The following is a 23358-nucleotide window of genomic DNA, read 5'->3' on the forward strand; positions in this document are numbered from 1 at the left end:
TAGGGTCTGATTTGGGGTCTAGGTCCGGTCCCAGGACCAGTAATCGACAGGCTTGCCCATGGTCGTCAGGAAGGCTTCCGTCTGAGGCCGGGTCCTCGCCTCAAAGGTTTGCCAATCCGCTTCGGAGAACTCCGGGCGCGCAATGGTTTGCGTCGTGCCGATGCTCCGGCGCAGCTTCTGTTTCAAGGCAGGCGGCAGGCGCATCAGGACAGGTTCCAGCCACGGCAGGGACTTGATCCGCTCCAGCCCTCGGGGCAGGCGCTGAAATTCGGACGAGGCCCGATGGACTTGGCCATCCTGCGTCTCCAGTGGCTCCAGTCCCAGAAAGGCCAGACACCCGTTCACGACAGCCCCCGGATCCGATTTCAGGTCATCATAGAAGATCACGTGGATATTCTCGGGACCGATGGCCTCGGCATATCTGTCATAGGTGCGCAGATACTTGTTCTTGTCGCGATAAAGCGTGTCTGTCGCCAAAAAGGTCTCAAAGGACACCGGCGCGGTCTTTTGACGTTCCATCCAGTCCGAGGCGGTGCGGTCTCGCGGGTGGCGCACGCTGTAGATCGCCTTGGGCAGAGGGGCGGTCTCAGGCCGATGGCCGAGCATCCGCTCCAACGTCTGCGGATAGGCCTCCAGCGCGGAATAAGAATTGCTGGCCTCGCCGAAATGGCGGTAGGGCCGGTCGGCCGGGAACAGGCTCGTGTACCAGTCCCAGCCACGCGCCCATTGCGCATCCATCGAAAAGAAACTGGGCTCCTTGACCCGGGACATCGAAATCTCGGGATGGGCATTCAGATAGGACCAGAGCGAGGTCGTGCCGCTCTTGCCGGCGCCGATGATGAAGAACGTGGGATGGATCATCACGAGTATGACTGCCCGTTTTTGGTCGTCGCGCGCCTGATCGCCTCGACCCGGTCCACGGCAACGGCATCGAGCATGCTTGCCAGAGGCAGGGGTCGTTGCAGCAGGCCCTGTTCCTGATCGTCGATATCGGCGCTGATGCGCCAGCACGGTTTGCGGATTTTATCTGTGATGCTCATGTCTGCGGCCCTTCTGGCCCCTGCACGATACCCTGCGCCCTTAACCAGGACAAAATCTTGGAAAATTGCTCTTCGGTAGAATAGCCGCTTTGCAGGGCGCGGGCATGGCCGGCAGCGGCGATTGTTTCGCGCGCGGTGTCATTGGCCAGATAAAACTGTGCCTTATCGCGCAATTCCTCGGGCCCGTCGAAAAACACAGCCTCGCGCCCTTCTTCAAAGAGCGCTTGGTGTTCTTGGGTGCGTTCGGCCAGTAGAAACGTGCCGATTGCAGGGATTTCAAAGGTTCGGGTGGTGGTCAGGTCAGAGGCGGTCTTGGACAGAAACCCAAGCCCGATCTTTGCCGCCCCGAGGGCGTGGGAATAGTCATCCCCGTAAACCGCCCCGCCCTGCACGAAATCGCGCGCCCAAGCATGCGCGGCCGCGTAGCTTTCCCAACCGGGACCACGGATGGCCAGATCGTCGGTGATTGGCGCGACAGCCTGCAGCAGGGTGGCATAATGCGGCTCTTGGTGGCCGACAAAGGTGATGTCTGCGGCAAAGGCCGCTTTGGGCTGGGCGGCGGCATTCACGAGGATACGCGCGCCATAGCCCTGTTCGATGAACAGCAAATCGGTATCCGGGCAAGCCGCGCGATACTCGGCCATCTCATAGCTTTTGGTCGTGACCATCAGATCGTAATGCACGAGCCCCTTGAAGAAGTGGCGCGACCGGTTCGATTGGAACTGCGGGTCAGGGGTGAAATGGATCGCACACCGACGCCGCGCCGCGGCTTTCAACTGTTCCAGGGTCTCCGGATAGATCCATGTGCCCTTGTCGACAAAGACCACGTCGAAAGGCTCTGTGTCGGCCAGTTTCATCAGATCTGCGTTCATGCGCCGGATGTTCGGGCCGATCTGCAACCGTCCGCCCAGGCTTTTGACAAGCCGCGGACCCCGATCCTTGTAGGGGCGGATGTCAAAGCCGCGCACCTCGAAACCGGCCTTCTTGAAGACACCGGCCCGGTCGCGCCCGTTGCCGCCGTCGCGGAGATTGCCGACATAAAGCAATGTGAGTGTCATGACTGGCGCCTCTCCAGAGCGGACCGAAAGGCCGTGTGCAGAGCATCTGCGGTGGTTCCCTGCGGCGTCAGAAGAACTTGCGGAATGCCGATCTTCTCTGCGGCCTTCCCCCAGGCGGAGGCCGTGCTGCGATAGGCAGGGCGCAGCGCGCGCACGCGCGACAGCGGGTAGTCATGTGCAGACCAGCCACTGATCGTGCCGAGTTGCGACAGCGTCTCTCCGGGATCGCGGCTGAAATCCTCAAGGGTCGTCAGAAGCGCCGGGGCTTCGGGGTTCTGCACGACGAAGTCGCGGTAGATTTCCAGATTGGCACACCACCAAAAGGCCATGAGCTGCATATAGGCGGGGGCTGCCAGCAATTCGGACGGGCGCATGTGGCTGTGGCGCCAGATCGGGTGATCCTGCTGCAGAGCCGCTCGGATGATCGTCTGGTAGTGATAATTGTCGAAGAAGCCCCGCCGCTGGAAAAAGGACGTCCGGCGATAGGCGTCGGCCAGTCGTTTGCGCCATGAGGCAGGCCCTGTGGGCATCAGGTGCCCCTGAACCCAGCCTTGCACGCCGCGCACCAGATGCACATAGGCAGCCTCTGGAAGCTGGGCTCTGAGATCAGCGCCCATGGCCCAGCAGCGGACCACGTCTGTGACCGTCTGAGGCCTGCTGTTGACCAGGCTCACCAGATAATCCGTACGCCGAGTGCCAAGTGTCGGGGATAATTCTTCGACAGGCGCAATGGCCTGCGGTGTGATCTGTCCTTCAGGCACCAGAAGCGGGGCAAGATCGTCCCATGTGCCTTTCTTGTTCTCCCGCGCTCCGGCGGCAAGGGCCGGGTGAAAGGGCTCATCAATGGCGCAGGCCTCGGGATGGCTGGCCAACACCCCCCAGAAGATGGTCGTGCCGGAGCGGCGCAAACCGCTGATGATCACGTGGCGAGAGATCATGCCGGGCGTCATACGCAAGACCCGGCGGGAGCCGTATCTGGCTCAGCCGCCCATGCGTCATCCGCCTCGTAGCCAGCCCAGATCAGTTCGGAGCCGGCATATTTGGCAAAGGCCTGACGGGCCTCGGGGCTGAAATGCTGCTGCCATTCACCGACACTGCCGCTGCGCTTGTGATAGGTCGTGCCCGTTCCCCGCACGTTTTCAAATTTGCGGGCCTCGATCACGCGGGCCAGCTTGTCCTGATCGACAGGCGCCTTGCCGATCTCTTCGAAAATCGGTGTCAGCGTGGCGGCGGCATCCGCCTTGAGCCCTTCGAACGAAATCCGTCGCACTCCAAGCGCGCGGGCCTTTCGGATATGTTCGGCCCAGTTCACGCTGGAGCGTTGCCGATGCGTGAAATCCCATTCGATGAATTGGGGAAGCTGGGTTTTGATCTGGCTTTCATCCAGATCAAAACCAGCCTGAGCCTTGATCTGATTGCGCAGGTGGCTTTGCTTGGGTGTACGCGCTGCCTTGTAGAACCGGGAGACGGTCGTGTCGCGTCCGTCGCGGGTGATATAGATCGTCCTGTCGTTGACCTGCGCGGTGTTCAGGAAACGGTGCAGGTGAAAGACATAGGGCCCTACGAAACCCGGCGTCCAGCGGGTCCAGGCCTCGAAGATCGGCACGTCGAAATAGTTGGACGTGAGCTGGCACAGCCAGTTCGTGCCCGAATTCTGGAACCCGTTGATGAAGATCGAGCGGTTGCCATGCGGCACCACGGCATGGCTCAGAACCGTTGGCCAATACAGGGATTGTTCGCGCAACCGGGTTACGGAAGCCGGCAAAACCTTGTTCAAAGTGGCGGTGATATTCATGGCAGGGTCGTCTTACAGAGAGATACTGGAATGGGCCAGCGCGTGATGGAACATCCGGGCGTTGTCCGAGACGTCCTTGTTCGTCTGCTGGAGCTCAAGCGCATGGGCATGGGTCCGGACGGCCAGTTCGGCCCGCGCATTCGGTCCCAGACCTGCCAAGCGATCGATGTGGCGCGCAAAAGCCGAAGGGTCGTCAAGCGGCAGGACCTGACCCACATCCTCGGGAAACCCGCGCCAGGGTGTCTTGTCGGACACCAGCACCGGCGTCCCATTGGCCAGCGCCTCAAAGACGACATGGCCGTAATTTTCGCCGCGCGAAGGCAGAAACTTGAGATCGCTATTCTGAAAGAGCCCGGCGACCTCGGTTGGTTTGAGCGTCCCGTGATAGTGCACCACGACATTCGCGGGCAGCTCAGAAATCAGGCTCTGACAGTCGGCCCAATAGGCTGCATCTTCCTGCGGGCCATAGATGTCGAAACGGATAGTGCGACGGCACTGGGCCAGACAGCGCAGCGCGAAATCGAGGTTCTTCATCGGAGCCACACGACCCAGGAAGGTGACCCGGAACGCGGCCTCTCCGGCGTCGCCCTTGGCGTCCATCTCGGCCAGCGGACGTTCAGGCAATTGCGTCGGGACCCGGACAGGCAGGTCCTGGGCGGTGGCGATCTGATCTGACGGAATTCCGAGGCGGCGCTGGATGTCCTCTTTTTCCATCCCGGTCGAAGCCTGCCACGTGATCCCTTTGTAGAGACCAAGGGCTTGGGATGCGCCGAGATAGAGCCGTTTCTTGGCCGATTTCAGCGCCAGCGCATTGGGCGAAAACGACCCGCGCGGCGCAAGGATGACGGGCTTGCGCTCCAATTGCCCCAGCCGTCTGGCCACAAGCGGATAAATCGTGGTTTCGGTCGGAAAGATCCCATTGAGGTAGAGCAGATCATGAGGGGTTGCGCGGATCAGGTCGCGGACTGCCGCATAGCGGCGTTCGCGGGCTGTGAGGTAATAGACCTCATGCCCTTCGACACGGTTCCAGCGGCCCGGGGTGATACCTGGGTAAGGGGTCGGATCGCCCAGATCGTGGTCCAGTGTCACCACGCGAAACGAGAACTCGGTATCCAGTGTCTTGCACAGGTTCAGCACACTGGTCTGGGGTCCGCCGCTTTTATAGCCCGGCAGGTAATGCCGCACGAATGTCAGGATTGTCGGTCGAACCGACCGCTCGGAAGACGCTGAGGATGGGGCTGGAATAGTCACTGATCCGGCCTTTCCGGGGTCTCTTGACGCGCCTGAGGAAAGAAATCCGGCCACGGTAGGCTGTCTCGGTGCAACAAGGCCGCCGTGCGGGCCACATCCGCGCGAAAGAACGCGGCCATCTCGTGTCGCAACGCCGGGTCGATGGTCTGCCGTGTCGGGCGGGCCTGATTGGCCTTTCGGAACGTCTTGAGGATACCTGTGTTCGCAACCGGCATGCCATTGCGCCGCAACCAGCGGCGCAGTCTGTTGAGCAAAGCATTCACGCGCACCGAGCGCATGCCGATGGCCTCGTTGGAGCGCGACAGGGGCGGCACGAAATCCTCGGACAGCCCCAAATGGGACACCAGCCTGTGATAGGCCGCCTCCGGGTCTGATTTCAGCTCTTCTTCCAGAATGAGCACCAGAACCTGATCCCGGGAAAACAGCTCGAACACCTTTTCAAGCCGTGCGCCGAACTGACCCCAAAACTGGTAATTGCCGCGAACATCCTCGGGGTCGGGCTGCGCCCAGGCTGTCGCGAAATCGCTGCGGGTCTCGTCGCCCTGTTTCACGAACTGGCCAAAGAGCGAGACACACAGATCAATCGGGTTTCGCAGGCAGACAACGATCCTGATCTCGTCCTTACGGGCCGCAAGGGCGGCAAGGGCCGCATCCGAATACAGGTATTTGGGCGTGGCCTCTCCGGTCATGCGTCCTTGCGCGGCCTCGGGACAAACCTTGTCGAGATAGGTCTCGAGATCACGCGTCAGGCCAAAGAAGGTATCCGTGGGAAAGATGTCCTGGGAAAAGAAGCTGGGCTCCTTGACGACCAGATGTGTGCCGGGGTGCTGCTTGAGCCAGTCAAACAGGGTCGTCGTCCCGCATTTGGGCGCACCGATGATGAAGAAGTCAGGGAAGCTGTGGCTCATGTCCGTGCCGTTTTTATACCTGTGTCTCTGCCGGGGCCTTTGCCGGGGTCTTTACCTGTCTGATGGCGCGTCATGTCGCCTGCTCCCGTTGCGGGTCCTGCGGCACCTTGCGGGCCGTGGCGCTGATATTCATGCCAAGGACCGACCGGATGGCGCGCAGCTGACGCAGTTGCACCCACACCAGAGCCAAGGCGGTGGCGACTGCCGCTCCGATGGGACCCAAGGCCCAGATCAGGATCAGGTTCAGGGTGATGTTGATCACCGTCCCCTCGATGGCGACGCGAAAGACGATGCCGGCATTGTCGCTCATTTTCAGGACAGTGGCGGTCTGTCCGCACCAGGCGCTGACAACAGTGCCGGCGATCAAAACAAGAGCGATGGGGTAAGAGACGCTGAACTCGGGCCCGAAGAGGAGCATCAGCAACCATTCTCCGATCACCAGAAAGATCAGCGCCGCCACAAGCGCACCCGCGAGCATGACCCGCGCACTGCCCACCAGCGTCGGCTGCGCACCGAGCAGCGTTCCACCGGCATGAAGGGCGGCCACCTTTGGCGCATAAACGGTGTTGAGGACCGTCATCAATACGCCGGGGATCACAGCGACTTGGGACGCAATCCGGTAAAAGCCCACATCACTGGCGTCCGCCAGAAAACCCAGCATCAGGATATCCGTCTGGTGTTTGAACACCGATGTCACAGCCACGCCGGACAGCGGCACCAGCGCCCAAAGCCATGTCTTTGCCTGCATGCGAGGCTTGGTCTGTAAGATACCGGCCGGGCGGGCCGCCCGCGCCAGAACCGAGGCGGCCAACGCGGCCAAGGCCGTGGCCATGACATACACGCCAATGGTGATGGGGATCGTTAATTCGACCAAGAGCACCACGATCCCGAGAGAGACCAGAAAAAGTACCGGCCGAAAGAACTGCTCGGGCAATACGCCGCTGACGACCCTGTCGAACCCCGACAGGATGCCGCGCGCCCAATGCAGCAATGCCGTGAAAGGCAGCAGGGCAACGACTCCGATGACAACGACAAAATAGCTGTCCAGCGCCCCGGTCCCAGTCTGTGATCCAGTCTCTGATCCAGCCTCTGATCCGGGCCAAAACGCCCAGAGCATGGCCCCCCCGATCAGAAAGACACAGACAGACAGGATCGTGATGAAGCGCAGCGACCATCGCATCAGGCCATGGATGCTGGCCATGTCTTTCACCTCGCCGGCCGCGGCGATTTCGCGCGTGAGCAGTGTCGGCAGCCCCGCGTTGACAACCAGCGCCACGATGGCGGTCCAGGACACGACGAGGGCGAGATAGCCGATCCCTTCGACACCCACGGTCCGCGCAAGGATTGCGTTGATCCCGAGCATGATCGGAACACCCGCCGCACGGACCAGCAACAGGACGCTTGCCGATAGCCTCCGCTTGCGCCGATCCGTCCGTCCGGTGATCGCGTGTCCGCTCATGGTGTCCCGTCCAAATCAGCAAGGCCGCTCAGCGTTTCCGCCTGATGTTCGGACATGTCGAACAGGGTCCCGTCGTCTACAAGCAACTCACGCTCCTAAATACATCCGCGCATGCAGGCTGAATATGGGCGGCTGATACGAGGTTCGGTCGTGATCTGAAAGGGCCCAGAGCGTCGAATTCCGCTGGAACGGTCAGACTTCTTGGCGCAGGGCATCCTGCGTATGATATCCCTCGACGCTCTCGGAGATGACCTTGCGCATGTCGGTTCTTGACCCTTGAGCATGGGCGCGGCGCACGGATTGCAGAACCCGCGCACATTCCAGTTCCGACAGCTGCGTCTCTTGTGCGCGCATGATCTTGGGATGCGGCGTGGGCAGCGTGTTGTCCCCGATCAAGAGCTCTTCGTAGAGCTTTTCGCCCGGGCGCAGACCCACGGTGCAGATTTCGATATCGCCCGCCGGGTTCTGGACATCGCGGACTGTCCGGCCGGACAATTCGATCATCTTGCGGGCCAGATCGGCGATGTTCACCGGCGCGCCCATGTCCAGGACAAAGACATCTCCACCCTCTGCATAGGCACCGGCCAAAAGCACAAGCCGGGCCGCTTCGGGGATGGTCATGAAATAGCGCGTGATCTTCTCGTGGGTCAGTGTCACCGGTCCCCCGGCCGCAATCTGGCGCTGGAAGAGCGGGATGACCGAGCCCGAAGACCCCAGCACATTGCCGAAGCGCACCATGGAGAATTTGGTCTTTGAGGCGCGTGTCTGCCGGTCCTGGATCACCAGCTCGGCGAGGCGCTTCGAGGCCCCCATGATGTTGGTCGGGCGGACGGCTTTGTCCGTCGAAATCAGGATGAAACGCTCGACCCCTGCGGTCTCGGCGGCATCGGCCACGGTCTGGGTGCCGATCACGTTGTTATAGACCCCCTCGACCTCATTATCCTCGACCAGCGGGACGTGTTTGTAGGCGGCCGCATGCAGCACGATGTCGATTTCGTTTTCGGCCATGAGTTCGGCCATGCGCGCCGCATCACAGACCGACCCGAGCCGGGCGGTCAGTTTGATGCCAAGGTCCGGCGCCACCGATTTGAGTTCATGGTGGATGGAATAAAGGGCGTATTCGCTGTGATCGAGCAAAGTCAGCGAGGCCGGTTTGCAGCGCAGGATCTGGCGGCTCAGCTCAGAACCGATCGAGCCCCCTGCCCCGGTGATCAGGATACGGCGCCCGGTATAGGTGCGCGCCACTTCGGGGATTTCGAGATTGACCTTGTCACGTCCCAAAAGCATGTCGGGCGTCACCGGACGCAGGGCATCGGCCAGCCCCTTGTCCTGCATCATCTCGTTGATCGACGGCAGCGAGTAGACCTCGCAGCCCAGCTCTGTCAGTTCCTTGATCTTCCGGCGGCGCAGGGTCTCATCCATGGACGGGATGGCCAGCAGGATGCGGCGGACACGGCCCGTGCGCACAGCCGCCTCAAGCGCGGCTTGGGGGTAAACCGGCAGACCGGAAACAGTCATCTTCTGCAAGGTCAGGTTGTCATCGACAAACATGACCGGACGCACTTCGAGGTTCTGGCGTAGCGCCGCCAGCAGTTCCACCCCGGTCGATCCGGCCCCGTAAATGGCTGTGGGGATGCGGCCCTTGGTGCGTGTGGTCATGAAGATCAGCAGGCTGCGCGCGGCCAGACGCGTCACGATGTGCAGACCCAGGAACAGAAATGCAAAGATCAGCGGGATCGAACGTGGCCCCACCAGACCGAACGCATAAGAGATCGCCGCGGCCGAGACGGCCAGAAGGCCCGTCGCAATGCCGGTCCGCCAGATATCAGGCACCTCGAACGCCGTGACCTTGATTCGGTTCAGGCTGGTCAGAAGAAAGATCGGAACGGCCACGAGGGTGAGACCCACGAAAAGCGGGATGCCCGGCACCAGATACTCTGCCGGCATGCTTGTGCCTAATCGCAGTGCAAACGCAGCATATAGGGAAATCGGCACCAAAAGAGTGTCGACGGCAAGAAGTGTGGCGCGCTTCGTCGAGCGCGACAAATTCAGAATGGACGTATGCAAAAGTGACCCCCCACCGGGTTCAAATATTGAGCAGATACAGGCGCAATACCAAGGGATTAAACATATAATGTGTAAAAACGCTATGACGGTGGGCAAAGTTCTTCAAGACCGGAAATCCCGACTGGTCGGGGATCAGGAGCCGCATCGGCCAAGATTGGCCGGTTTGGCGCGTGCCTGAGCACTGCAGCGCAGCATGCTTAAATATTCATCACGGCTGAGCGCGTTTGCCTCGCAGAATGTTCACATCTGACACCCACCCTCGCGGATCATGATTTTCCAGAGCGGTCTCGGTGTGGTCTCGTCTCGGTGTGATCCTGGTCTGATAGTGGGCGCCTTTGTCGACAGGCCGTCGAAATCGCTCTCCACAACCTCCGGGACACCTTGGGATGCTCCCGAGACACCCACTTCGGAATGGCTCCAATGCAAAGGGACTGCGATGTCAGTGAACACCCCCGTTTTCGGCCTGCCCTATATTCAGGCGGCACAGGCTCAGAAACATGTCACCCATAACGAAGCCCTGCGGGTGCTGGATGCGGTGACACAGATCGCGGTCATCGGGGTTCTGGCGCAGCCGCCCGCCGAGCCGAGCGATGGGATGCGCGTGCTGGTGGCTGCGGGGGCCAGCGCGGAATTTGCGGGTCATGAGCATGCCCTGGCGGTCCGCGAACCGGGCGGCTGGGTGTTTTATTCTCCAGCCTCCGGCTGGCTGGCCTGGGACATGGGCGCAGACATGGATGCCGGCCGCCTTTTGGTCTGGACCGGCACCGCCTGGGAGGCCGCGCATCCCGAACAGACCGACTACGACAACCTGCCGGGGGTGGGCATCGCCACCGCCTCTGACGCGATCAACCGGCTTGCGGTGGCCTCGGAGGCCACGCTTTTGACCCATGCCGGGGCCGGTCATCAGCTCAAGCTCAACAAGGCCACCGCCACCGACACCGCGAGCCTGCTGTTTCAGACCGGGTTCTCGGGCCGTGCCGAAATGGGCACGACGGGCTCAGACGGGTTCGAGATCAAGGTCAGCGCCGATGGCAGCACCTTTCACACTGCGCTTCTCGCCGATGAGGCGACGGGCCGGATCCGGTTTCCGTCCGGCACCGACGGGTTGGCCGATGCCGCCTTTGGCGAGGGTGCGCTGCTGACGACGGGTTACGCAGCCGCCCGCGGCACCGATCTGGTCACCAACGGCACCGGGATGCTGGGCAATGCCTATAACTATCCGCCGGAATTCACGTTCGAAGCCGGTACCACCCCCAACCTGCCTGGCGCTGTCAGCTATGCGGGCCATTACCCCGGCCCCTTGGCGATGTCAGAGTTCCTGCCCGTGGACCCGAACGCGGTCTACCGGTTGCGCAGCTATATCCTGCAAGACAGCATCCCCGGCGATTGGTCAGCCTATGCCTCTGGCGCGCGCCATTCCCAGTTCATGGGGCTGATGTGCTTTGATGCGGATCATACCGAGATCACGGCGCTGACCCATCGCCGCTATCGCCATGCAGGGGTCGACAGCCTGACCACGCTGAGTGCACCTCTGGCCCCCGGTGATACGATCGTCGAGGTCGCCGATGCCGCAGGCTGGAACGAAAGCTTGGCTGCTGACCACGCCCGGGGCCTGATCCTGTTTGGCTACAAGAACAGCTTTGGCCAGAGCTACACCCATTACAGCCGCCTGTATGAGCGGGACCTGTTCGAGCTGGGCAGTGTCGACAAGACCAACAACCGCATCACGCTGAATGCGCCGCTGCCAGCCAGCCTGGCCAATCCGGACGACCCGGGTGGCGTCTGGCCTGTGGGGACGCGCATCGCCAACACGCTCAGCGGCGGCAACTTCAAATATTCGCTTATGTCGGGTCTGATCCTGGATGAGACCGACCGATGGTACCTGTGCGAAAACCACATGGGCGGCTTGGATCTGTCGGGCGACAACGTGTCGAAGAATTTTCCACCCGGCACCGCCTATGTGAAGGTGTTCTGGCTGCCCAATTACTCGAACCGTGCCGGGGGATGGGGCGGGCATCCCGATACCGGCCTGAACCACAAGGTCCTGTTTTCCGGTATCTCGGTCCTTCCTGAACCGCTGGCCGCCCAGAAGACGACGGCGCTGGGGGCTGTCGACATCAAGGTGCCTGTCACTGATTTTGACGCCGGAACCGTCGCCCTGATCCCGCAGGCCCAGCGTGTGATCTCTTTGTCGCTCTAGACGCGATTGCCCGCCTGACCTGCCTCATCCGAGGCCTTCTTCTTCACAAATCCTAAAAACGCCGCCTGCGCATTCCTCAGACGCGGGCGGCCAGAGGCGACCCAGTAGCCCGCCCATTCGGCTTGGAGCGCATAGACATCCGCGCCGGGCATCAGGCCGCGCGCCTGATCCAGCGTGTCAGGCGTGAGCGATGGGGCATCGGATGTCTCGACCACCGCATGGCGCGAGGTGAATTGGACCCTATCGCCCGGCACCTCCTCCATCCGGTAATCCGGCAGGTGGTCTGATTTGATCATCTCGCGCAGCATCGCGCGGAACACGCGGCGCGGGCTGGCAGAGCCGGATTTCTTCAAAAGCAGATCAACGGACACGCGCCAGTTGTCTTGTCGCCCGCAATGTTTGCGCGCGATCTCGTAGATGCGGCGTTCCAGCGGTTTCCTCAGACGGAAGTAATCGCGGGAAAGCGTCAGCACAGATTTCGACAGCACCGCGCGGTAGAGCCATTCACTGATCGTGACAGCCACGCTGACCATGCGCCCGCCTTTCGATTTGCGCACGATCTCCCAGGACTCGATCAAGCCAAAGCCGGTCGTAACTTCATGGCCTCCGGTTTCGAGGTTCGTGGTGATGCGCGTACCAGCGAGCCTCTCGAACGCTTCACGCAGACGGCGGTAGGCATCACCGCTGGTTTCCCGGTTCGTAGCCAGCAGCAGATCATGCGCCTTGAGCGTCAGCGTGCGGCTGACCTCGCGCCCCGCATTGAGCCCCGCCATCAGCTGCGAGATGCAGAAAATCAGGATGTCTTTGTCGTGGATCGTGGCCAGACCTTTGACCGATGGCGTCACCTCGATCCGCGTGCCGTTATGCTCATAGCTCAGGATGCGCCGGTCGGGTCGTGTGGAGAGCGAAAACACCGGATGCTCCATCGTCGCCAGATCATCCTTGGGGATCGCATCGAAGATATCGCAGAGGAAAAAATCCCGCTGCGGGTAACGGTCGGGCGCAAGCCCGCCGGAAGGGGTCACCGCTGTCATCGTCTGCTCACTGCCTCTGTGGATCGGGCTCAGGCCTCTTTGCGGGCCGCTCCGATTCTTCGTGGTTTTACTGACACCACCTTAAAGTTATCCACAGCACCCGCCTAGAGGATTCCAGCCCAATCTGTCGGGGGTTCAGAGTCACTTGCTCGGGGGATCAGAGTCGCCTGAGCGTGGTTCCAGAGTCGGGTTGCAAAGATGGAGGCAAATTTTTCTATTTAAATACAGATATTTAGAAGAAGTGCTCAGGCACTTAACACATATAATAACCCATATATAACACTGCTTTTTTTCTTTAAGCCTTCCGGTAAGGCCCAGACCTGCAAACCTCTAGGTATAATACAACTCTTTGAACTTACTTAGAAAACCTCAAGAAAGCCAAAAGGTGATTTCTTTTCTTGGCGATGTGCGGTGTTTTTGCGTATCTTGCTCAAAAGGGCGCACATCAGACGCCTGTTTCACGAGGCCAATCACCGATGAGCAGCATGCTGGACCGCCTGCCCCCTTATTTCAACATTGATGCCGAGGCATCCGAGGCTGCCCTGCCCCCGCCTGTCGGGACATCTGACTTTGCCCAGATCGCCGCGGCCTGTGCCCAAGGGCGCGCAGACCTGATCGGGCGGGGTCTGGATGACAGCGGGGCGAAATCGCTGCGCCTGTTCTCGACTTGGGAAATCACCAAATACCTGATCCCCGTCGCCACCCCGCATTTTCGCCGCGTATTGAAACAGAACCCCGACCTGCCCCAAGGCCGATCCGAGACCGAGGGAGGCGCCAAGTGGTTCACCCTCGATGAGGTCCTGCGCCTGCGCGCGTTCTTTGGCAGTCAGGGATCGAAGGCCAAGGAATACCTGCCCTACCGGCCCAAAGGCCTGCCCGCCAAGATCTGCGCTGTCGCCAACTTCAAAGGGGGCGTGGGCAAGACATCGACGGCCGCGCACCTGGCCATGTCAGCGGCGCTGGATGGCTACAAGGTACTGGTGATTGATCTGGATTCCCAAGGGTCCATGACCTCGATCTTTGGCGGCGCGCCTGCGGATGAATGGCAGACGGTCTTTCCCCTGCTCGCGCGCCATTACGGCAGCCACCTGCAATCGGAAAACGCCGCTCGGGTGGCCCGGGGCGATGCGCCCCAACCTCTGGATGACACGCTGGCCGAGGCGATGAAGATCAGCGCCGGTGACCTGATCCAGAAAACCCACTGGCCCAATATCGACCTGATCGGCGCACAGCTGAACCTCTACTGGGCTGAATTCCAGATCCCCGTCTGGCGCATGAACGGGCGTGGCTGGAAGCTGTGGGATGCGCTGACGGATCGGCTTGAGGCGGACGGTGTGCTCGACGCCTATGACATCGTTTTCCTCGATACGCCCCCTGCCCTGGGCTACCTGACGATCAACGGTCTGGCGGCTGCCGACATCCTGCTGGTGCCTCTGGGCGCGTCCTTTCTCGAGTTCGACAGTACCGGCCGGTTCTTTGACATGCTGCAATCGACGTTTTCTAGCATCGAGGACAGCGAGAACATGGCGGCGCGGGCCTTGGGCACCGAAGAGCTGGCTTTTGAATGGGACGCCGTGCAGGCCGTCATCACGCGCTATGACGGCGCGCAACAGGCCGAACTTGCGGCGCTGATGCAGGCCTATCTGGGGCGCACCCTGTCGCTGCAACGCCAAGAGGTCACAGCGCTGATCGGGCAAGCGGGCGAACAGGTCGCCGGCATCTACGAGGCGGATTATCGCGACTTCAACCGCGAGACCTATGCCCGGGGGCGCGAGACCTTTGATGCGACCTATGGGGCCTTCAAACGGCTGCTCTATGGCACCTGGAAGCGGGATGAGAACGGGGTGGCAACGAATGGTTAACCACTGTGCGAAACGTTTCGCGCGCGAAACAAACGCGGAAAGGACGCTCTGATGGCCAAACGTAAACGTCTGGGGCCCGTCGATGCCTTTGCGGCCACACCTGCGCCCGAGGTGAAGTCAGCCTTGTCGGCCCGCCCGCCAATTGCTGTGCAGGCCGCAGAGGCCGCCAGCGCAGATGCTTTTGACCGTGTGGTTGAGGCGATGGAAACCGCCCGCGCCGAAGGGCGGTTGGTGCAGAAGTTGCCGCTGGATCAGATCGTCGCCGATCACCTGATCCGCGATCGCCTGGCCGTTGATGACACCGAGATGGAGGCTCTGAAGGAGAGCCTGCGCAATCGCGGTCAGCAGACACCGATCGAGGTCGTGCAGCTTGCGCCGGATCGCTTTGGCTTGATCTCGGGCTGGCGGCGGCTGCATGCCTTACGTGCGCTGAAATCAGACTCTGTTCTGGCCCGATTGATCACACCGGGCACCGAGGCCGAGGCCTATGTCGCCATGATTGAGGAAAACGAAATTCGGGTGGGTCTGTCCTATTATGAACGCGCCCGGATCGTGCTGCGTGCCGAGCAGGAAGGTGTCTATCCCACCCGAAAAGCGGCTTTGCAGAGTCTCTTTGCAAATGTTTCGCGCGCGAAACGTTCCAAGATCGGGTCTTTCGTGACGGTGGTCGAAGCGCTGGATGATGTTCTGCGCTTTCCGACGGATTTGGGCGAGCGTCTGGGCCTGCAAGTCGCCAAGGCAATCGAGGCTGGGCGCGGGGATGATCTGCGCGCGGTGCTGGACGCGCCTGTCGTCGATGCCGGTCAGGAACAAGAGCGCTTGCGCCGCGTGATTGATACGCCGGACCTGTCAGCTCTGCCTGTCCAAAAAATGGTCCGGGCGAAACCGCCCAAACCCGCGCCCCCACGAGGCGAGATCGACGTGAATGAGGCGGAAAACGAGATCCGTCTGTCTGGCCCCGGCGTGACCGAGGGGTTCAAGGCCGCATTGCGCGCGTGGTTGGATCGTTCAGTTTCGTAGGGCTTATACGGTGCCATAGACGATTTTTGGGGTGGCGCGTTTCCCGTGCGAAACATCCGGCTCAGGCCTGGACCATCTCGATCGTCCCGTCTGGCGCAATCAGCGCGGCAGTCAGGCGTCCCGTGGCGTAAGCACCAGTGTCGACCGCAATCCGGCCTTGCCCATCTGATCCGGGGCGGTCTGTGATCGTATGGCCATGGGCAATCCACTGACCGTCGGTGCGGGGGGTCGCGGCAAAATCCGGATGCCCCCAGAGCAGGGTGTTCACATCCTGTTCATCCATGTCGCGCCCCGGATCGGCAGCGGCATGGACAACGTGAAGATTGCCAGACTGCCAATGGGTGGGGCGCGCGCGCAGCCAGCTAGTCAGCCCATCGGGCATCGCGTCACGCAGGTCGATGGCGGCTTGTGTCAGCTGCGCATCACTGGCGGCTTCTCCGAACCCTCCGATGCCATAGCTTGCAAGGGTTTGCAGGCCGCCATGGCGCAGCCAGCGTCGCCCTTTCCGGGTGGGGTTGTCCAGAAAGGACAGCATGAATTGTTCATGATTGCCGAGCAGGCAGATCAGGCTTTCATGGGCCTGTTCCCAGGCCATCACCTGTGCCAGCACAGAGGCGCTTTCGTCGCCGCGGTCGATATAGTCTCCGACCATGATGATATCGGTGTCTTGGGCGCGCTGCTCGATCTGCTCCATCAACCGTATCAAAAGATCAAAGCGGCCATGTATATCTCCAATCACCCAAACGGCGCGCTTGGGGGTCGGTGGATCAAAGCGCGCAGGCGGGGGTACATCACGCGGTGCTGATGGAAGCAGCCTAGACAAGAAACGTTTCATAGCTGCACTTTGTCAGGCCTTAGAATTCTCTGCCAGAGGGTCTGGGCATTTTGCGGCGCGCCAGGATCGTCAATCGGCCTCTTGACGGCAAAAAAGGAAGGGCGAGATCCGCCGTGGCGTGTGGCCCCGGTGGGGCTCGCAGGCGGGGTTCAGGCCCTGCGGGTGTCGATGCAATCATGCCACGTTTGCCAAGTCTCTGGCGGCCGATTCTTGTGGATAACCAGTCAGCCCGCTATCGCAGGAAGCATCGAACAAGGGATGCGCGGTCAATGATCTCCCAGTTTTTACAGGTGTCCTGGGGATACATTTGCAAGACGGGTGCAGCCTGTTTTGCGGCCAGCCCTGCCGCCCGTCTCGGGGCCCTGTCGCTGGTCTGTGCATCTGGTCTGCTCGGTCTTCTGTCGCAGCCAGTTTCGGCCCAGGATCGGGCGGGTACCCTGTCTGATCAGGCGCGGCTTGCAGATCGCCCGCATCTTTCGTTTTTCGGCACACCCGGCCTCATGGATATGCCCACGGCAGGGGCAATGGCGGATGCGGATCTGGCCCTGTCAGCGGCGTATTTCGGCCCGACAACACGAACAAATCTGGCCTTTCAGGTCAGCCCCCGTTTGACAGCGGCGTTTCGCTATGTGCGCACCGATAGAGGGCCTGGGCGGCGCGATGACTTCGACCGCAGCTTTGATCTGATCTATCAGATCGCCCGCGAAGGGACGTATCGTCCGGCTGTGGCTGTCGGGATCCGCGACTTTGGCGGGACGGGCTTGCAGAGCGCGGAATACCTCGCTGCCACCAAATCATTCTCTGGACCGCGTCTGGGCAACGTGCAGGTGACCGCCGGGCTGGGGTGGGGGCGTCTTGCGTCGCAGGGCGGACAACGCAATCCTTTGGGGGTCTTCTCTTCGGCATTTGAAACGCGGCCGGCGGCTGATTTCGGGCAGGGCGGGTCGTTTGAGTTTGATCAGCTTTTCCGGGGTGATGTGGCCGCCTTTGGGGGCCTGGCGTGGTCTCCGAATGACCGCTGGACGATGATGCTCGAATATTCTTCGGACGCCTATTCCCGCGCCGTGGACGATAACGTCCTTGACCGCCGGTCATCGGTCAATGTCGGCACGTCCTACAAACTGTCCGAAGCTGCCGATGTCGGTCTCTATTACATGTATGGCAGCGAACTTGGTTTCCGCATCAACTATGTGCTGAACCCCAAGGTGCCTCCGGCGGCCTCAGGGGTCGAACCTGGTCCGCAACCCGTCATGGTTCGTCCTGCGCGCGCCGCCGCTCCCGGGCTTTGGGATACCGCTTGGGTTGCCAATCCCCAGACCCAAGGCGTGCTTGAGACCGCGGTTCTGGGGGTGCTGTCGCCCGAGGGGCTCGCGCTCGAAGATTTGACCGTGACGGCGACCTCGGCCCGTGTTGCGCTGCGCAACCAGCGCTTTGGCCAATCCGCGCAAGCGGTCGGTCGCGCGGCCCGCGCGCTGACGCGGGCACTGCCGCCATCGGTCGAGACCTTTGTCATCGTTCTGGTCGAGCAGGGCATGCCAACGACGCAGGTGACGATCCAGCGCAGCGATCTCGAAGAGCTTGAATTCGCGCCTGACAATGCATGGCAGTCCTATGTGCGCGCCCGGATCGAGGATGCGGGGGATCAGCGAAATGCCCGTCGGTCCATCGCGGCGCCGAAGCTGACCTTTTCTGTGACAGGCTATTTCAACCCGTCGCTGTTCGACCCTAACGAGCCTGTGCTCTATGATGCCGGCTTGCGCTTTGGCGCCCGCTACGAGCCGCTTCCGGGCTGGGCATTGCAGGCGAGCCTGCGTCAGCCGTTGGTCAGCAACCGGGACAACACGAACCGGGTCTCGAACTCGGTATTGCCCTTCGTGCGATCCGAAGAGGACGACTACAACCGGGGCAATGATCCCAAGCTCGATGAACTGACGCTGGCGCATTACTTTCGTCCCGGGCGCAATCTTTATGGACGGGTGACGGCAGGCTATCTCGAGACCGCCTTTGCCGGCGTGTCGGGCGAAATTCTCTGGAAGCCCCAAGGGTCGCGACTGGCCTTGGGCGTTGAGTTGAACGCGGTCCATCAGCGCCAACCCGGCGCGCTCTTTGAACTGGGCGAAGGGGTCTATGACAACGACGCGATCACGGGCCATGCCTCTGCCTATTACGATTTCGAGAACGGGTTCCGCGCCCAGGTCGATGTCGGGCGCTACCTTGCCGAAGACTGGGGCGGTACGTTCACCCTGGCGCGGGAATTCGACAATGGCTGGGAAGTCGGCGCCTATGCGACGTTTACCGATGTGAGCTTTGATGATTTTGGCGAAGGCTCCTTCGACAAGGGGATTTTCATCACGATTCCACTGTCATGGACCCTTGGGCAGCCGTCCCGCGCGGCCCGGACCAGCGTGATCCAACCCATCCTGCGTGATGGCGGCGCGAGGGTAGAGGTGTCAGACCGGCTTTATGATCTTGTCCGCCAGGACAGTGATCCGCAACTGGGCGACAGTTGGGGGAGGTTCTGGCGATGACGGCGATGAACCTCTTTGGCCGTTTGCGGCATCTGGGGGCGGTCCTGATCCTCGGCAGCGTTCTGAGCGGCTGTGGCGAGGTCTATTCCTATCGCTCGCCTGCGCCGGGGGATGTCCCGGTTGCCAGCGGTGCCGTTGCGCAGCGCCCGTCCTTGGGGTCCCTGGGGTCTCTGTTCCGGCGTCCACCGCCGCCGCCGACACCAGAGCAGGTGCTCACTCCGCAGGTCCTGGCGGGGATCACCACGCCCTATCTGCTCGTGACCTTTGAAACCAATGGCAGCTTTGAACCTGCAAGGAACTGGGGTGGCTTTGCCATTGCCGGGCAAAATGGCGATGTGGTGACATGGGTCGAGGGCACGGCACGCACGATGTCCTTCACACAGGCTGGCGTTTTGCGGGCCACGCGCGGCTTTGGCCGGGATGTCATGACCACCGATACGCGCGCCCTTGATCGTGTGATCGCAGGCGGCGCCGCCGGACAGTCGCAGGCGCTTCGGGTGCATCGCCTTCTTAACGGCGAAAACAAGATTCAGGCCGTCGGGCTGGTGTGCCGGATTTCGAACCGCGGACCGGCAACGGTGCGTTTGCTGACCGGGACCTTTGCAACCCGCCTGATCGAAGAGGCATGTCTGACGGGCGCGGGCACAGAGATTATCAATCGGTTCTGGCTGGATCAAAACAACCAGATCCGACAATCCGAACAGTGGGTCAGCCCCGAACTGGGCCGCATTCGCGTACAGCGCTTGCGTTAAGCTTGGCCAAGACGCTCTTGCCCGGAGGGATATTTCAAAGCCCCATGGCGGCTGCCGCGCGGCGATTCGAGGGGCCTGTTCAGGTCTCGTGGAGAATGCATAGGGGCCAGTTTGAAAAAGCGCCTGATCGGTTCGGCCGGCCCCGCGATATGCCCGCGATATGACCGTTAACTGTGCGCTTTTCGCCTGATCGGCTTGCGATCGCCAGTGATCTCGCGGTCCCGAATTGACCTTTGCATGGGGGTAAGCAAAGTGATAACCACATGTTGCATGCAATTTGGAGTTAACCAATGAAAAAGCTATTCGCTCTTGCGACGGTTGCCGTTTTGGCATCGACCTCGATCGCGTCGGCACAGGCTGTCCAGCCTCTGGACACCACCGTTTCGACACAGACTCTGCCCATTCCGCTGATCGTTCTGGGTATTGGCGGTCTGTTCGCCATTGCTGGTTCGTCGTCCGGTTCGGATTGATCTGACAGCTAGATCTATTTGATCTCAAGAATCCTGAAATCCCCCTGTACGGCTCTCCGTGCAGGGGGATTTTGCGTTTGGGGATTTTGTGTGTGCGGCCTGCAGACGGCGCTGGTGCTGTGCTGGGACGCAGTTGTCTCAGGTGCTCTGAGGTGCCTTAGGGTATCTGTGGGGGTATCCTTGGGGTATCTCTGCGACAATTGTGGATAACTTGCTTCGAACGGGGTTGTTTTTCTTGAAGTCCATAGCGCCATCTGGGAGAGGATTTCTCCAAGATACGGGGGAGAGATGACAATGCGGGTTTTGAGCAAGCGCGGAATTGGGCCCGTCGTGGCGCTGGCCGCAGCGCTGGTCTTGTCGGGATGCGGCGCTGTCTATTTCTCGCCCAAGGTGTCTTCGGGCGCCCAGGACGGGACCAAGGTGCGCGTGCTGCCGCTGACAGCTGAATCGGCGCTTGTGGCCAATCAAAGCACGTATCGCCCCAAGGAATTGCCAGCCGTCTTTTATGCGACGGCAGGGGCAGGGGGCACGGCAACCCGTGGCGCGGGGGCTGTTCCGCCACCTCCCACCAATCTCGAATCCCGCCCAACCACGTTGCAGCGGCGGCTGCCGCCTCCGGTGACGCCCATGGCCTATGAGATCGGCGTGGGTGATGTGCTTGTTCTGGCCACTCCGAGTGCCGGAAACACGGTCGAAGAACTCAGTGGCCTTCTGGCCGCTCAGAACCGCCGCCAAGGCTATACCGTGCAGGATGACGGGGCCATTGCGATCCCGGATATCGGCCGGGTGTCTGTTGCCGGGATGACGCTTGATCAAGCGGAAGCCGAGTTGTTCCAGCGTCTGGTCGCAGCTCAGGTCGATCCGACCTTCAGTCTCGAAGTGGCCGAGTTCAACTCCAAGCGTGTCTCGATTGGCGGGGCTGTCGGTGCGCCGGGTGTGACGCCGATTACGCTGACGCCGCTCTTCCTTGAGGAAGCGATTGCCAATGCCGGTGGGATCCGGTCCAGCGATATCGATTTCACCAGCATTCGTCTCTATCGCAACGGGACGCTGTATCAGATTCCTGTCAGCGATCTGTACGAAGGCCGCGCGGCGCGCATTCAACTGGTGGATGGCGACAGCATCTTTGTGGATACCGAGTACGAGTTGAGCCAGGCTCAGGCGTATTTCGAGGAACAGATCCGCATTTCCGAATTCCGGCAACGGGCGCGCAGTCAGGCCCTTGCAGAGTTGCAGGCCGAGGTGGATTTGCGGCGCTCGGCGCTGAACGAAGCGCGGGAAAACTACAAAAGCCGCGTGACCTTTGACGCCGTCGACCGCGATTACGTCTATCTGGTGGGAGAAGTCGCCAATCCGGGCCGCGTGACGCTGCCGCTTGGGCGTCAGGCAAGCCTGGCCGATGTGCTGTTTGGAGAAGGCGGCTTTGAAAATCGCGAAGCCAATCCGGGCCAGATCTACGTGTTGCGCGGGTCGAATGATCCGCGTGAGTTCGCCGCGATGGATGCTTACCAGCTGGATGCGCGCAATGCCGTTGCCTTCCTTGTGGCCACCCGCTTTGAGATGCGCCCCAATGACATTGTCCTGATCAGTGAACAGCCGGTGACGCGCTGGAACCGTGTCGTCAATCAGATCACGCCGTCCCTGATCGGGACCGGGATTCGGGCGGCGTCCAACTAAGCCTGCAGGGTGAGGGTGTCATCAAGCGTCACCCCGCCTGTGGGCGTGACCCGACAGGACGTGGCATCGGCAGATATCCGCGCAAGATTGAGCGGCCTGATCGCGGCGACCTCTCGATCCGGGAGCCGGGTCTTGATAGGCACAATAGTCAAGCGCGGCGCATCAGGTCCTGCGATCTCCCTGATTTGAGACATGTCGTGTTTGTTGGTTTTGGTGTGAAAGCGTGACTTGGTGAGATTGCCTTCCATGGATATGAACTGGGTATCAAACCGGGCAGGGCCACGGCGAAGAGTGATGGCGTTCGCGATCTTTCAAAGCTATAGCACGCGACAGCACCCCATGATGCTCCTGGGACATGGTCCCATCTGAGGCAAAGAACATAGACGTGAACACCCAGTCGCAAATGCAGTCATCCCGCTCCTCAAACGGGCTTCCTGTTGCGCCCCATGTCGGGGGCAGCGGGACAGAAGATTTCGAACTCTGGTCTTTGGTTTTGGCACTCTGGCGCGGCAAGTGGTGGATCATGATTTGTGTCGTGATCGCCATGCTCATCGGGGGGTACTACGCCTACCGCGTGGCGGTGCCGATCTATACGGCGCGCACGACGCTTGTGCTGGAATCCCAGCAGGCCAATGTCGTTGACGTGCAAAGCGTGATTGGCGGGCCGACAGGGTCATTCGTCGATATCGCGACCGAGGTCGAAGTGATGCGGGGCCGAACCCTGATGGGCAAGGTCGTCGACCGGCTTGATCTGACCAGCGACCCCGAATTCAACGGGGCCCTGCGCCCACCTGGCCGGATCGCGCAATTGCGCGCGTCATTGCTGGGCAACAACCAACCCCAGGAAACCACGCCGACAGTCGCCCCCGAAGTGCGCGCCGCGCGGGCGCGCGAAAGAGCTGTGAATGTCTTGTTGAGACGCGTCTCGGTGTCCAACATCCGCCAGACTTACGTCTTCCAGATCTCGGCCGTGAGCCAGAGCCCGCAAAAGGCCGCGCTGATCGCTGACACGATGGCCGAACTTTATATCCTCGAGCAATTGCAGGTGAAGTTCGACGCCACCGAGCAAGCCACGCTTTGGCTGACCGAGCGGGTCACCGAGCTGAAGACGCAGCTTGAAAACGCAGAGGCGGCGGTTGCCGAATTCAGCGCTTCGGCTGATTTGGTCTCTGTCGAAGCGCTGCAGGTGCAGGAAATCCAGCTCAAGGATATCCGGGACCGTCTGACGTCGCTGTCGACGGATATCATAATGGCACAGTCGCGGCTGGCGGCTCTGGAGGCCGCTGAAACCCGTGAAGATCGGGCTGCGCTGGCCAATGACATTCAGTTGACGCGGCTCTTGCCGCAGGTTGCGACGGATGCGCAGGCGCGAAGGGCGTTTGATCAGCGGTTCGAACAGGCT

General features: G+C 61.2%; 19 protein-coding genes. 8 read left to right on the forward strand and 11 right to left on the reverse strand.

Annotation, left to right across the window (positions count from 1 at the left end):
- Positions 1 to 18 precede the first annotated feature (18 nt).
- From FE702_RS17885 to FE702_RS17925, 9 genes are all read right to left on the reverse strand, one after another.
- Positions 19 to 861: a sulfotransferase family protein gene (locus tag FE702_RS17885; protein ID WP_147127715.1), complete on the reverse strand. Its 843-nt coding sequence runs from the start codon at positions 859 to 861 to the stop codon at positions 19 to 21.
- Positions 861 to 1040, reverse strand: a complete 180-nt coding sequence (locus FE702_RS17890; protein ID WP_147127716.1) for a hypothetical protein — start codon at positions 1038 to 1040, stop codon at positions 861 to 863. Before FE702_RS17890 ends, FE702_RS17885 begins: the two co-directional genes overlap by 1 nt.
- Entirely contained in the window at positions 1037 to 2098 is a 1062-nt protein-coding gene (locus tag FE702_RS17895) for a CgeB family protein (protein ID WP_147127717.1), read from the reverse strand. The genes FE702_RS17890 and FE702_RS17895 overlap by 4 nt, the downstream gene beginning before the upstream one ends.
- Positions 2095 to 3036, reverse strand: a complete 942-nt coding sequence (locus tag FE702_RS17900; protein WP_147127718.1) for a hypothetical protein — start codon at positions 3034 to 3036, stop codon at positions 2095 to 2097. The genes FE702_RS17895 and FE702_RS17900 overlap by 4 nt, the downstream gene beginning before the upstream one ends.
- Before the next feature lie 8 nt (positions 3037 to 3044).
- Positions 3045 to 3893 (reverse strand): sulfotransferase domain-containing protein, encoded by an 849-nt coding sequence (locus FE702_RS17905; protein ID WP_147127719.1) that lies wholly within the window; start codon positions 3891 to 3893, stop codon positions 3045 to 3047.
- Positions 3894 to 3905: 12 nt separating this feature from the next.
- Positions 3906 to 5144, reverse strand: coding sequence for a glycosyltransferase family 4 protein (locus FE702_RS17910; RefSeq protein WP_147127720.1), 1239 nt, complete (start codon positions 5142 to 5144; stop codon positions 3906 to 3908).
- Complete coding sequence (locus FE702_RS17915; RefSeq protein ID WP_147127721.1) at positions 5141 to 6052, reverse strand: sulfotransferase domain-containing protein; 912 nt, start codon at positions 6050 to 6052, stop codon at positions 5141 to 5143. The genes FE702_RS17910 and FE702_RS17915 overlap by 4 nt, the downstream gene beginning before the upstream one ends.
- A gap of 70 nt (positions 6053 to 6122) precedes the next feature.
- The gene (locus FE702_RS17920; protein WP_147127722.1) at positions 6123 to 7511 is read right to left on the reverse strand and encodes an oligosaccharide flippase family protein; all 1389 of its coding nucleotides are present in this window, start codon (positions 7509 to 7511) and stop codon (positions 6123 to 6125) included.
- Between the two features lie 192 nt (positions 7512 to 7703).
- Entirely contained in the window at positions 7704 to 9578 is a 1875-nt protein-coding gene (locus FE702_RS17925; RefSeq protein ID WP_147127723.1) for a polysaccharide biosynthesis protein, read from the reverse strand.
- 436 nt (positions 9579 to 10014) lie between these two features.
- Here FE702_RS17925 and FE702_RS17930 point away from each other — a divergent pair, with 436 nt between their 5' ends.
- On the forward strand, positions 10015 to 11778 hold the full coding sequence (locus tag FE702_RS17930; RefSeq protein ID WP_186827157.1) for a DUF2793 domain-containing protein: 1764 nt from the start codon (positions 10015 to 10017) through the stop codon (positions 11776 to 11778).
- Here FE702_RS17930 and FE702_RS17935 read toward each other — a convergent pair.
- Positions 11775 to 12812 (reverse strand): replication initiator protein A, encoded by a 1038-nt coding sequence (locus FE702_RS17935; protein WP_147127725.1) that lies wholly within the window; start codon positions 12810 to 12812, stop codon positions 11775 to 11777. The genes FE702_RS17930 and FE702_RS17935 overlap by 4 nt on opposite strands.
- Positions 12813 to 13288: 476 nt before the next feature.
- On the opposite strand from FE702_RS17935, the gene FE702_RS17940 reads away from it, so the two are divergent.
- Together FE702_RS17940 and FE702_RS17945 are read left to right on the forward strand one after the other, a co-directional pair.
- Positions 13289 to 14674, forward strand: a complete 1386-nt coding sequence (locus FE702_RS17940) for an AAA family ATPase (protein ID WP_147127726.1) — start codon at positions 13289 to 13291, stop codon at positions 14672 to 14674.
- A gap of 51 nt (positions 14675 to 14725) precedes the next feature.
- Positions 14726 to 15694, forward strand: coding sequence for a ParB/RepB/Spo0J family partition protein (locus FE702_RS17945; RefSeq protein WP_147127727.1), 969 nt, complete (start codon positions 14726 to 14728; stop codon positions 15692 to 15694).
- A 61-nt stretch (positions 15695 to 15755) separates the two neighbouring features.
- On the opposite strand, the gene FE702_RS17950 is transcribed toward FE702_RS17945, so the two are convergent.
- Complete coding sequence (locus FE702_RS17950; RefSeq protein ID WP_147127728.1) at positions 15756 to 16529, reverse strand: metallophosphoesterase; 774 nt, start codon at positions 16527 to 16529, stop codon at positions 15756 to 15758.
- A gap of 269 nt (positions 16530 to 16798) precedes the next feature.
- Between FE702_RS17950 and FE702_RS17955 the strand changes: the two genes are divergently transcribed.
- The 5 genes from FE702_RS17955 to FE702_RS17975 all read left to right on the forward strand — a co-directional run.
- Entirely contained in the window at positions 16799 to 19057 is a 2259-nt protein-coding gene (locus tag FE702_RS17955) for a YjbH domain-containing protein (RefSeq protein ID WP_186827158.1), read from the forward strand.
- Complete coding sequence (locus tag FE702_RS17960) at positions 19054 to 19809, forward strand: YjbF family lipoprotein (protein ID WP_147127730.1); 756 nt, start codon at positions 19054 to 19056, stop codon at positions 19807 to 19809. Before FE702_RS17955 ends, FE702_RS17960 begins: the two co-directional genes overlap by 4 nt.
- Positions 19810 to 20099: 290 nt before the next feature.
- Entirely contained in the window at positions 20100 to 20279 is a 180-nt protein-coding gene (locus tag FE702_RS17965; protein WP_147127731.1) for a hypothetical protein, read from the forward strand.
- Between the two features lie 294 nt (positions 20280 to 20573).
- Positions 20574 to 21956, forward strand: coding sequence for a polysaccharide biosynthesis/export family protein (locus FE702_RS17970; protein WP_186827159.1), 1383 nt, complete (start codon positions 20574 to 20576; stop codon positions 21954 to 21956).
- 355 nt (positions 21957 to 22311) lie between these two features.
- Positions 22312 to 23358 (forward strand): GumC family protein (locus tag FE702_RS17975; RefSeq protein WP_255449732.1); only part of this gene is annotated, 1047 nt, incomplete at its 3' end.

Origin of the sequence: Shimia ponticola (assembly GCF_007995215.1) — a bacterium.
GTDB lineage: Bacteria > Pseudomonadota > Alphaproteobacteria > Rhodobacterales > Rhodobacteraceae > Shimia_B > Shimia_B ponticola.